8 protein-coding genes and 2 tRNA genes are annotated in these 12,330 nt (G+C 37.4%); 3 read left to right on the forward strand and 7 right to left on the reverse strand.

Annotation, left to right across the window (positions count from 1 at the left end; translation table 11 throughout):
- Positions 1–246 precede the first annotated feature (246 nt).
- The 6 genes from ACOMC3_RS14400 to ACOMC3_RS14425 all read right to left on the reverse strand — a co-directional run bounded on the left by ACOMC3_RS14400 (position 247) and on the right by ACOMC3_RS14425 (position 10,048).
- Entirely contained in the window at positions 247–993 is a 747-nt protein-coding gene (locus ACOMC3_RS14400; protein WP_420316584.1) for a FadR/GntR family transcriptional regulator, read from the reverse strand.
- A 258-nt stretch (positions 994–1,251) separates the two neighbouring features.
- Positions 1,252–1,333, reverse strand: a tRNA-Leu gene (locus ACOMC3_RS14405).
- A gap of 70 nt (positions 1,334–1,403) precedes the next feature.
- Positions 1,404–4,877, reverse strand: coding sequence for a CHAT domain-containing protein (locus ACOMC3_RS14410; RefSeq protein ID WP_420316585.1), 3,474 nt, complete (start codon positions 4,875–4,877; stop codon positions 1,404–1,406).
- Positions 4,843–6,903, reverse strand: a complete 2,061-nt coding sequence (locus ACOMC3_RS14415) for a hypothetical protein (protein ID WP_420316586.1) — start codon at positions 6,901–6,903, stop codon at positions 4,843–4,845. The genes ACOMC3_RS14410 and ACOMC3_RS14415 overlap by 35 nt, the downstream gene beginning before the upstream one ends.
- Position 6,904: 1 nt before the next feature.
- Entirely contained in the window at positions 6,905–8,917 is a 2,013-nt protein-coding gene (locus ACOMC3_RS14420; RefSeq protein ID WP_420316587.1) for an OmpA family protein, read from the reverse strand.
- Positions 8,918–9,043: 126 nt separating this feature from the next.
- On the reverse strand, positions 9,044–10,048 hold the full coding sequence (locus tag ACOMC3_RS14425; RefSeq protein ID WP_420316588.1) for an SRPBCC family protein: 1,005 nt from the start codon (positions 10,046–10,048) through the stop codon (positions 9,044–9,046).
- 39 nt (positions 10,049–10,087) lie between these two features.
- On the opposite strand from ACOMC3_RS14425, the gene ACOMC3_RS14430 reads away from it, so the two are divergent.
- The 3 genes from ACOMC3_RS14430 (at position 10,088) to ACOMC3_RS14440 (ending at position 11,374) form a co-directional block, all read left to right on the forward strand.
- On the forward strand, positions 10,088–10,483 hold the full coding sequence (locus ACOMC3_RS14430) for an RDD family protein (RefSeq protein WP_420316589.1): 396 nt from the start codon (positions 10,088–10,090) through the stop codon (positions 10,481–10,483).
- 76 nt (positions 10,484–10,559) lie between these two features.
- On the forward strand, positions 10,560–11,147 hold the full coding sequence (locus ACOMC3_RS14435; protein ID WP_420316590.1) for a TIGR00645 family protein: 588 nt from the start codon (positions 10,560–10,562) through the stop codon (positions 11,145–11,147).
- 143 nt (positions 11,148–11,290) lie between these two features.
- Positions 11,291–11,374: transfer RNA gene (locus ACOMC3_RS14440), tRNA-Leu, on the forward strand.
- A 3-nt stretch (positions 11,375–11,377) separates the two neighbouring features.
- On the opposite strand, the gene egtD is transcribed toward ACOMC3_RS14440, so the two are convergent.
- Positions 11,378–12,328, reverse strand: a complete 951-nt coding sequence (gene egtD, locus ACOMC3_RS14445) for an L-histidine N(alpha)-methyltransferase (RefSeq protein ID WP_420316591.1) — start codon at positions 12,326–12,328, stop codon at positions 11,378–11,380.
- Positions 12,329–12,330 lie beyond the last annotated feature (2 nt).

Consider the following 12,330-nt stretch of genomic DNA (forward strand, 5'->3'; position numbering starts at 1 on the left):
AAGTTTTTAATTAATTATTTGATAATTAGTAATCGTTTGTGAGTGGAACGAGGGACCTTGTGAGGGTTGCAGATACCTTGCTAAAAGCGGGTGCTTTTCGTATTTTTGCAACAATCAAAGGAGCCTGAGATAAATACCGATAGCCAAATTGATATTTTATTTTTTGCTCCGCTCAAATTGTAGGATCAGCCCTTGGCTGGTCCTCTCTTTTTATCTTGAATTAAATCCGCTCATATTTTTTTTGAATTAGGTTGTTAATACTCCATTTCCATTTAGTTGCGTTCCGTCTTTAAGTGTTTTGACGTATTCACTTATTTCCTTTAAATGCTCCTTTATCGCTTCCCCAGCTTTATCAGGGTTTCTATCTACGATGTGTTGTAAAAGTTGCTCGTGTTGCTCCACGGCCAATTCAGCTCTGCCTTCCCCACATACATTGTGCTTTTTGAAATATTGCATGATGTCGGGAGTAATAATTAACATCAAAGAGTTAAGGACTGAATTCTTGCCTGCTTCAGCAATTTTGAGGTGAAAGAGCAAGTCTTCCTCTACTGCGTCTTGATTGTGCTCAATCTTCACTCGATGAGCATTCAATGCATTCTTTATTTCAATAATATCTTCGTCGGATCTGTTTTGTGCAGCTAGTTGTGCGATGTTAGACTCGAGAATGACCCTTGTTTCTACCAAAGATTTAAAATCTCTTCCCTGAAGTCCTAGCATATCAGTGATAAGACCCTCTAGCGCTGGTATTCCCATTCCCGCTACTACCGTTCCGCTCTGTGGTCTTGTTTTTAGAATTCCGTAAAATTCTAGTTTTTGAAGAGCCTCTCTTAGATGCGTTCGTCCAACTCCTAGTTTTTCACTCAATTTCCGCTCTGAAGGCAACCGATCACCAGCCTTTAACTGACCGGAGGTAATCAAATCTCTGATCTGCCTAATAATCTTATCAACCGGGGTTTCGACTTCAATTTGAGAGAAATTATTAAGTATTTCCATTTATAAATATACTAATTGGTCGACCAATTTATGGTATACCAATTTAAATTCCAAAAAAATATGGACCTTATTTTATTAGATTTTAAAAAAATGAGCATTTAAGAACATACTATTGCCATTTTTATAATTGACAGGGATAAGATTTGCTTGAGTGTAAAAGCGAGTAGGATCCTGCACCTGGGACGGACGGTCCAAAGACTCAGTTGAACTCCTCGTGGATCATAAAAAAATCCTCCCCAGAAAACTGAGAAGGATTTGTACCTGAGGCCGGAATCGAACCGGCACTCCTTGCGGAACACGAGTTTGAGTCGTGCGCGTCTACCAGTTCCGCCACTCAGGCATCTTCCGTAAACGGTGGGCAAAAGTATCTAAACATAAATAAGATTGCAATAACAGCGAAGCTTTAAATCTTAGCCACCAAGCATTACAAAAGCACCCCAGTAAATGGGGTCTTTGTATTTCTTCTTGATCTTGCGCTGCGCGTTAAGAAATGCCTCGCGCTTGTTCCCGTTTTTCAAATAATCCTTATAAAAAGTCGTCATCAGATCTTTGGTAGCTTCATCATCGACCTTCCATAAGGACATCACTACTGATTTAGCTCCTCCTACAAAAAATGCGCGCTGCAATCCATAAATTCCCTCACCCGATGCGATCTCTCCAAGCCCAGTTTCACATGCGCTTAATACAACCATCTCCAGATTGTTTAACCCAAGATTCATGATTTCATAAGCGGTCAGCACTCCGTCTTCTGAATTATCCCCTGTTTTTTCATTACTCACTCCAGCCAGCAATAATCCAGAACTAAGCATTGGATCAGTGCTTGGAGCTTTATCATCTTCCATGAAAAAACCATGCGTTGCTATATGAACAAGTTCTTTGTTCAATTCTGATTTTACAGTTTCTTCATTTGCCTCATCCAATAGCAATGTTTTACACACCACATTTGATTTTTCAACTAGCTGCTGAATTTCTTTTATTTCTTCCTCTGTCCCGGGTAAATCTGCCACATTGCTGATCATTGAAAAACTCCGTGTTGTTCCCGATATAGTGTTTGCCTCTCCAATCTTGTAGGACGGCCTTCCTACTAAAAGGACATTGCTGATTTCATCCCCCTCCGAGGAGAAATTCAATGATAAAAGATCTTTTGAAGAGCTTAACTGAACAATAGTTAATTCATCAATCAGGTAATCTTTTGCATTCGGATTGTAAATGGTATTGATACTAATCTTATGATAAATGCCATCAGGAGAATAATATATCTTTTGAATGTTATTGGATTTCAGAAAATCATCTACTTTTTTCCAATAGGTTTCAAATGACTTAGTATCTTCTACTTTAAACTTGATCCCATTCTTATAAACACTGAATGCCTTCTTTTCAAATTCGATTCCTTTATCGATGACAATCAACGTAGGGTTATCTTGTGACGATATACCTACAAGTGCTGTATAAACACCTTCACCGTTTAGCTCAGTCCGTATGATTTCAACAGTAGCTTCTCCCGGTCCCAACTTACTCTGAATTTGATCAAATGTTGGGGATGTGCCAGCAAATGAATTATTAAACTCTGCAGATTTCCTTGATAATTCCTTTTCTAATGTATTGATCTTTTGTGAAAGACTATCGAGCCTTTGCTGACTCCTTTGCTTAAGCTCACTTTTCAATGATTGCAAGTCTGCTATTTGTTTTCGGGCCACCGTCCATTCTGAGAAAAGATTTATCAATTCAGCATCCCCACTATTGAAAATTTGCTCTCTTACTTGCTTGGTAGCATTCAAAAGCATCCCCTTGGTGCTAAGTTCTAAGTTGTACCACTCTTCTATTACCTCAGGTTTGATACTTCCTTCTTCATTGGTTGATCGAGCTACTACATACACCTTGAAGTTATTTAGCAACTTTTGTTTCTCCTCAACAAATGTCTTCTTCTCCGATTCAGACAAATAAGTAAATGATTCATTGATTTCCTCAACCTGTCTCTTTGCCAAGGCTATGAGTAGTGGTTCAGCTAGTTCATATTGCTCCGTTTTGGTATAAAGATTTGCCAGGTTATTGACCGTGCGGATGTAGCCAGGATGGGACTCTGAATAATACCTTGCATACTTCTCTTTCGTATCCAATAAAATTTTCATCGCCTCATCTCTTCTCTCCATCAGGTCATACAATAACCCAACATTGGATTGAGCAGATAAGTATTGTGGATGATCCTCCTGTACCGTGTACTGGAATATCTTTATAGCTTCTTCATAGTCTGTAAGAGCCAGCTCGTATTCCTCATTCTTCTGATAGTAAACCGCTCGATTACTCAACAAATTTGCGTAAGCCGGATGACCAATACCTGAAGATTCTTTCTGCCAATTAATTGCTTGATTAAATAGCACCAAAATCGAATCATTCGCAGGATTGGTTCGGGTCAATACATTAGCCAGGTTAGTTGCCAGCGCAATTCTTAAACCTGAGTTTTCATCTTTGGAAATACTTAGTGCCTCACGATAATTGTCTTCTGCTTTGTTATAATTCGCCAATGCTTCATACAATGCTCCCAAACTATTTAAGACTGATGCATATTCTTTTTGGCCCTTTTTTCCTTCATCCTGGAGAATGTTGCGGGCTTGAGTTAAATATTTATCTGCATCCTTAAAGTTTTGGAGTAAATAGCGCTGATTACCTAATGATTGGTAGGCAACTGCCAACTTTTCTGGTTTAGTATCACTGCTTGATTCTAAGTCTTCTATATAGTTTGAAAATAGCTCATCTGCTCGTTCAAATCTACCCATCTCAGTATGGAGTTTTCCTAGTTCCAACACAGTTTTGGTATAGGTGCTGCTATCAGTAATATCTCGTGATCGATGGGCAATCAATGATTTGCTTAATGCATTAAGTTGTTTGTATTTTTCTCCGATAGCGTCAAATAATTCGGCTTGTTCTAAAAGAATGTTTAAGTAAATAGGGGAAGATTCATAAATTGATTCTGCCTGCAAGTAGTATTTTTCTGCTTCCTCATAATTAAAAAGCAGGATGGCCAATCGAGCGCTGTTTAAGATAAATTCATTGCGTTCCAGTCCTGACTCACTACATGAAACTTCATTATCCTGACACCAGGAAAGTAGCTCTGTAGCAGTTTCCAGGGCTTTTACATAATCCTTTAAGTGTACAAATACGTTATAGTAATCCTTCAAGAAAAATGGATATTCATCTTTCTGAGCCATGTAACTTTTAAGATCCTCATAAAATACGGCTGCCTTCTCATACTTTTCGGAAGACATAAGCAACGCACTATAATTTTCAGCTACATGCAAGTAAAATGTGCTTTTATTATCTCCCAAAAGACCTAACAGCTCATCATAATTTTTCTCAGCTGATGAAACATCCCCTAGCTTCCCTTTCACATAAGCCAAATCGTCAAGTGTTCGTGCATACAATTCATCAGGAGTTCCGATTTCATTTTTGTGAACCTCAACAGTGCGGGTAAGCACACTATCCGCTTTTTTCAATGAATCACAGTTGAGATAGTAGATGCCTAAATTTCGAGATGCTGATAATGTGACCGGATCACCCAATCCATAAATTTCCGATCTCAATGAGACATCCTCTTTACTTCGCATAATGGTGGTTTCACAATCACCAAGCCTAGAGGCTACAAAGGCTAATTTGGATGAGAAAAATAGCTTAACCGTATCCTGATCTATTAACGAAGTGTTGACCAAAGATTCCTGAAGGCCGATTAATGCTTCAGTGGCCTCCTCGAATGATTGACTATTAATTAGGAGTTCAATCTTGTCAACTTCACTACCAAAATCTACCTGATCTTGACCAAGAACACATGGAGCTAGTACAACAAATATCAGTACATTAAAAAATAATCTCGTATTCAATTTTACCTTCATAATTCATTAAAGCATATACAATTTCTTCGTCTGAGTCATTGTTTTTTGAAATTATTGTAAGGTACTCATTGTCATTTTTAATGATTGCAGGATCTAATAATGAAGACTTCATTTGATAGCTAATAGTATCTACAACAGCTCCTTGTTTTTCATCGAATACCGCAGCATTAATAACAGTCCCATCTTGAGATTGATGATGCGCAAATACCCACCACGATTGCTCTTGACGTATCATCCCTGCATACGCTCCTTCAAACTCAAATTTTTTGGACGACTCAACCTTACCGTTAAAATTTATTCTGGAAATGGTAAATGAGTTTTCCCCTTTTTGCAAAACAGTGACTATCCCCTGAAGTTGATTGACAATTACATTTTTAATCTGATCACTTTCCTTGAGAGTGGATGTGAAATATTCACCTCCACTGGTTGTGAGTTGTGTAAGCCATGCTTTTGATGTATTTCCACCAATGACGATGGAACTATCGCCAACAATCTTGAAATAAGAAATTTCATCATTTTTATTAGTGCTTTGCTCCCATGATTTTTGGTAATCTTCTTCAAGTTTACTTGCTCCGATCAACAAATTTTCATCTCCTCGTTTACCCTGGATTAAATGTAAACTATCACTCAACTCAATCAATTTGGAAGCACAGAAATTACCTTCCTGTAATGCGCCTGGAATTAAGAAAATACTGTCTGCTTCATAGCACTCAGACACTGAATCTGTATTAAATGATTGCAAATTCAGCTTATCCATTAAGCCCTGAAGCTCCACTTTGAATGACTCATAATTTTCCTCTTTCTGATCATTTGCAAATACCGCACTTCCATTATCACCGGGCATCATTTCATCAAAAAACCATTGGAAAGTTGACTGACCATGATTGGAGGAAATGATTTGGTTATCCAGACTGTCCGCCTTTTGAAAGGAGGTAAATAAATTTTGATAGATACGTGCTTTTCGAGAAATGTAGTCATTGGTTGGAGGCACATCTAATTCATTACAATTCCTTTCATACGTTAGCTTATTACCATACTCTAATTTTGCGATCAGGTATTGAAAAATATCAATTAAAACAGATTCATTATCATATTTAGTTATGAGATTGATGATTCTCTGAAATTTAAGATCATCCAATTCAGCCTGGATACATTCATCTCCATTGATCATTCGATCATTGGTAGCCATAAAAAATTTGTAGGCATTTTTAATTTCTTCCTGCAATCCATCCACTTCTTCTTTGAGTAAATTCAGAAATCGCTCGGACCATTGCTTATAATCCCAGACATCAATATTATCGGCTAAGAAATTAGCAGGAGTAATCCCATTCATCCTGAAATGATCAATGATTCTTTTGTTCACATTTACTTCTCTCTTCTTTGTATAAGGAAGCTGCTGGTACAATTCCCTATAAATGCTCAGATGATACATGGATGAATCGAAACTTATACCTACTGATTTTACAGCAGTTTTTAAAGAATCATCTGCCTTCAAGAATAATTGCCTAAGATTATCTGCGCTTGTATTGATGGCAATGAAACTCTCTCTGGCTTTTAAATAATGGTAAACTGCCCTATCATAATTCTCGATTAGCTTCTCATATTTTATCGCATAGGATTCAGTGTTCTCATAATTGTTTTCAATTTTCCTAACACCCATACGCGTCACTGAATCTTTATCCTTCAGATCAGGCACATCATACCAATCGGGGTATTTAGAAATTTCTCTCTCATCCAGGTAGTTTTTAGCCAAACCAAAATTGGTTTTTGCATTATATATTCTTTGTCTTGAGGCAACACGATCGACAATAGGATCTAACTCTGAAAAATTGTTTAGTTCTAGTGTTCCAAGCTGGAAATAGACATTAGAAAATTCCACATTTTCTTTTTGAAATTGAATGAGTTGATCGTAGTAAACTTCCTTATTTACCGTAGCTCTTTCATTAATGATTTTTTTATACGCTCCGGTTTGAGCAGAAGCAGATATGCTCGTAATCAGTATCAGTACAATCCAATGCTTTTTCATATCAATTTTCGGCTAGGATTTTAAATTCAACACGTCTGTTTTTTGCCATGTTTTCCTCGGTATCATTAGGAAAGCGAGGAAGAGACTCACCATATCCTACAGCCTCCAGCCGGTCCTTATTAATCGCGTTATCCTGAAGGTATTGCAAAACAGAGTTTGCTCTAAGATTTGAAAGTTGGAGATTGTATTTTTCCGGCCCGGCATTATCTGTATGAGCAGAAATTTCAACTTTGTATTGATCATTTTCCTGTAGGTAGCTCACTAGCTTATTGAGCTCATCATAAGAACCAGCATTGAGTTCATATGAGTTGTACTCAAAAGTGATATTCTCTAGCACTAATGAGATATTTTCTACTGATTGGAGTGTAGCGCTCATTTCCTTGAGTTCTTGCTCCTGAGCAAGATCTAATTCTGCAGAGTAATAACTATACCCTTCAGCAGAGGTACTAATTTCGTACACTTCACCATCTCGTAATTGCAGTGTAATTTTTCCATCCTTTACTGTTCTTTTCGTTTTCTCATTTCGAGTCACATTATAGACAGTGATTTCAAGACCTAGGTTATTACCAGATTCATCTTCAAAGGACAATGAAACATCTTTTAGCTTTCTCTTGAGTTCTATATCAAAATCAAAAAAATCAAAAATTACTTCCTCATCGAAAGGCAGATTGAGTGTATCTGGAAAGTAATTTTCAGAATTGAATATGATATTCAACTCCTGACCTAAAGCCAGGACAGTTTGCTCCCCTCTTGTAATCTGCATATTCTCAATAAGCTGAAAATCTGAATCATAGAGTGAAAGCCCGGCATCAATCGGGAAGTAAAAATCTTCGTCAAATACATTGAATGTAACATCAACACTTGGAAACAGCTCGAAATCATTGATTAGTGTAAGCTGTTTTGTCTCAATTAATTTTGATTGAGCAGAGTATTTATCCTTGTAGGCAAGCAGAGAAAACTGTTCATTCGTTGGAACAAACAACTGGTATTCACCATTTACGTCACTAAAGGCTTCCTGATAAACTTTGGTGGTATAAGGATTTATCACCTGAATTCCTGCTGAAAGTGGATTCCCTTGCTCATCAGATACTTTACCAGTAACAAGCGTCATTTCTGTAGTTTGAAAAGCTTTACTCAGCTCTTTTGAAAGTATCATAGATGTGATGCGATCTTCGCCTTTAGAGTATTCCCCTACATTATAGTAAAGTGTACTATCTCTATCTAATGAGGGGTATACTAGATCATTATCTCCTATTATCGACATAATTGGCTTTGGATTATATCTAAACAATCCATCGATTTTGGCCCAAAAAACCGAAAACTGCTTTTTGGCTACCCGCTTACCTTCTGCATCCTCAATATCTTCATACGATGAGTAATAAAAGGTTTTATTATCTCTTGAATAGTATGGAGTACAGACACATCCAGTATTGTAAGCTGGAGGTAGTAATACCGGTTCAGCCCAAGTACCTGATTCTGTCAATTCCGTATAATACAATTGCCCACAAAATTCATCCGCTTTCGCATCAGGAGGAAGTGGTCGTGTGAATAGCACTTTCTTTTCATCAGCAGAAATAGCGGGTCCTAATTCATCTTCAGTCGTGTTGACACCTATTTCCAGCTCAATTGGCTCAGACCATATACCTCCTTTAAATTCTGAATAGAATATATCGAAATCTGGTTTGACCTCACTTTTAGCTGAAAAGTAAATTTTGTTATTATCAAAGTTGAGTTGAAGGTCTCTTATCTCAAAACCATCAATTTTTGAATCATCAAATATTTTAATTGGCTTTCCCCACTTGGATGAATCACCAGAATATTCCGAAATATATGGTTTGAAACTCCCAAAATAGTTTGCAAGGAAAACCATTTTAGAACCATCAAAACTCACTTTGGCTTGTTTCACAACTGCTCCCGTATTTATGTTTTCCAGTGATTGAGCAAATCCAAGATGGGAGCAATGAATTATTACGGATACACTAAGTATTCTTAATATTAAAAACTTAAATGGCATTACTAGGTAGGTTACTTTCTGAAAGGTAAAAAAATGGTGTTCAACTTACACTACCTATGTCGGGGTATAATTTATTTTTTCCAATTCTGAGATACCCCCTCCATGTAAGAGGGGGGACTAAAACTTCTATTTAATTGGATAATACACGTTGGTCATCCATTTGCTTGTATCTGGCTCAGACATGGGGTCAGTTATGTATTCTTCCCATGGTTGTCCATTTCTCTCATGCATGTAATAGGAGATATACGCATTGATGTCCTCATGCGCAGCTCCAATGTTATCATAATTACCATAGTAAACTGCCTTAAGTGCAGTACCGGCATAAGTTTCTCCACTTACCAAATCACCATCAACTTTCATTACTTCCGCTACTGGTATACCACATATCATTTCTGCATTCTCTTCATCATAGCTGATATTGATTGAAATTGGAGGTCCTTGCATTTCTATAGCGTTTGAACTCAAATATGTCATCACCTTACCATATGCTTCTCCCATTGCAGCACCAATGGCTTCAGGTGCAGAAGATGAAGCTGCATTGACTCCAACATACGCTTGAGCTTCCGTCTGAACTTTATCTATCTCATATGTAAAGTCCGGCCGTGACTCAACCCGTGCTTTAAGCTTTTCTAAGGTTCTGTCATACATCGGTCCAATCATACCTTCAGTAGCAAATGACAATAGCTTCATAATCCCTGAAATTTCAGTTTCATCATACGTGTAAGTAACATTGGTGGTGCCATTTTCTTCGTTTAAAATCCAGGAAACCGTCGGCTTGCCCGGATATCCTTCGAAACTCATGGTTGATGTAACCATCATGTTTTCATCTGACTCAATAATCTCCATGTTACCTTTTCCTAGATCGGGATTATCACTATCCCAACTATATCGTGCTCCTACTCCAGAAGTGGGGCCTTCAATAATAATTGTTGCTGTAGTATCTACCTCTGACCAAGCCGAAAAATCATCAAATGTTCGGAACCCATTGACCTCATCAAAAACAGTCTCTACGGGCGCATTAATAGAAATTTGGCGTTCCATGTGAACTTCAGATGGTCCAAATAAGATACCGGCTAGGCCGAGAACCAGAATTATTATAATTATGATTCCAATTACTTTTAAGACTTTCATTTTAGTTTGTCGATTTTAGTGATTCGATAAAGTTAACAATTGAATAAGACAATCAAATATGCTGATTTTTGGACGAGGCTGTTGGCACACAACATAGACCTTCTCCCAATTTTGATGCTTTTCTATGCAGCTACCTGGGTTATTGAACCTTCCAGATATGACTATCTCCTTTTAACCAGTATTTATTTTGGCTATTACATCATTTTTGAGTCTAGTAAATATCGAGCTACGCCAGGCAAAATCTTGACAAAGATTAAAATCGCTAATTCCGATTATAAAAAAGCCTCTTTATTGAAAGTGGTACTTCGAAATATCTCTAAATTCCTTTCTCTTCTTATTTGTTTTAGTGGCTTTGTTTTGATCTTTTTTGATGGAAAAAGAAGGGCGTTACATGACTATATAGGAGGTACATTGGTATTATTTGACGAAGATTGATTTAATTTCGCTAAGTGAAAGGACTTCCTTCAAATTATCATTTATATTTCTGGTAGAAATAACAGTTCAGTATCTAATGGATAACAACAATAATTCACTATTAAGCCGATTTGAGAGTTTTTTTGAGGGTTTCATTTTCTGGAGTAGGTGGGTGCAAGCACCTCTTTACACTGGATTAATAATTGCCTCATTTCTTTACTTATATAAGTTCTTTCAAGAACTTTTATACATGATGAAGTACATCACTATTTGGGATGAAACTGAGGTGATGATTAAAGTCCTGGGACTAGTGGATATTTCCATGGTAATGAATTTGGTTGTAATGGTAACCATAGGAGGTTATTCAATTTTCACAAGCCGGATTGATGTAGACATGCATGAGGACAAGCCTTTATGGCTTGAAGGACTAGACGCTGGCCAGTTAAAAATTAAGTTAGCTACGTCACTTGCTTCCATTTCAGGGGTATACCTACTTAAAACGTTTATGAATTACAGAAATGAAGTAGAGAAAACAAGTACTGAAGGAGTTATCATCGAGATTGTTATCCACATGGTGTTCATTGTTTCAGCACTATTGCTTTCTCAAACTGAAAAAATCACGCATAGCTATCATGCCACTCATTCATTGCCAGAGGAGGGTGAGGAACATGAGCATGAACATTAAACGAAATTTATTTTTCAAATAATAAGAGCCGGAATAATCATTTCGGCTTTTCTATTTACCACTACTTGCATGTCAGCTTTACCAAAATGGTGATGATACAATTGCAAGTTCAATTTGAAAAGCTATTTTTGCGATCCCAATCTGCGCATGTGGTGGAATTGGTAGACACGCCATCTTGAGGGGGTGGTGGGAGCAATCCCGTGGAAGTTCGAATCTTCTCATGCGCACTTTTATTTCTCCCAAAGCACATCAGCAAACCAGCTTTCTGAATCCAGAAATTCCTGTTTAAAGTCAAAACCGGAAGCTTCTGCTAAATGTGCCAATTGCTTATGATCATATTTCTTGGAAATTTCCATGAAGATTGCTTCCCATGCATTGAAATGGATTTCTTCGTCCATCATTTCTACTACTTGATCAATCTTACTGATTAAGTAGCTCCGACACTCTCCGGTATGCGGATTGTAATACGGATAATGCAGAAATTGATTTCTATTAAAATTAGCGTCTAACTCGTCATTTATTCTGTCAAGCAAGTTAAGATTGAACTCACGGGTAACCCCTTCTGAATCGTTATAAGCATTTAAGATAATTGATGGATCTTTTTTAAGGTCAACGCCCATGAAGAGTAGATCTCCTTTTTTTAGAAAATTCTGAAGCTTCGATAGAAAAGCAACGGCCTCTTTCTCAGTAAAATTTCCAACATTAGAACCAAGAAAAAATACTATATCCTTTTCTGGACTCTCAGCGATCTCTGCCAACGCATCAAAATAGTCTCCCTCGTAAGATTCTATCTTTAAACCAGGTATTTCGTCTTTCAAATTACCCTCTAAAATCTCCAATACATTCCCGGAAATATCGACAGGAGTATAGGTGAAATCCACTTTTGCCTCCATGAAATGCTTGAGCAGCACCTTTGTTTTTAGCCCATCGCCAGCGCCAAGCTCAATGATTCGAAAAGTCTCCGTTCCATTGATCGCTTTTAAGATTGCCTCTTTGTGGGTTTGAAATATCTCCAATTCCTTTCTTGTGAGATAGTACTCATTAAGATGCATGATCCTTTGAAATAATTCATCTCCTTTTGCATCGTAAAAATATTTGGACGGAAGATGCTTGTTTTCCGTATGCAGTCCGTTCAAAACATCCTCTGCAAAAGGTGATAGTGTAGTGAGTTCTTTAGTCATAA

This window comes from Ekhidna sp. (assembly GCF_965212185.1).
Taxonomy (GTDB): Bacteria; Bacteroidota; Bacteroidia; order Cytophagales; family Cyclobacteriaceae; genus Ekhidna.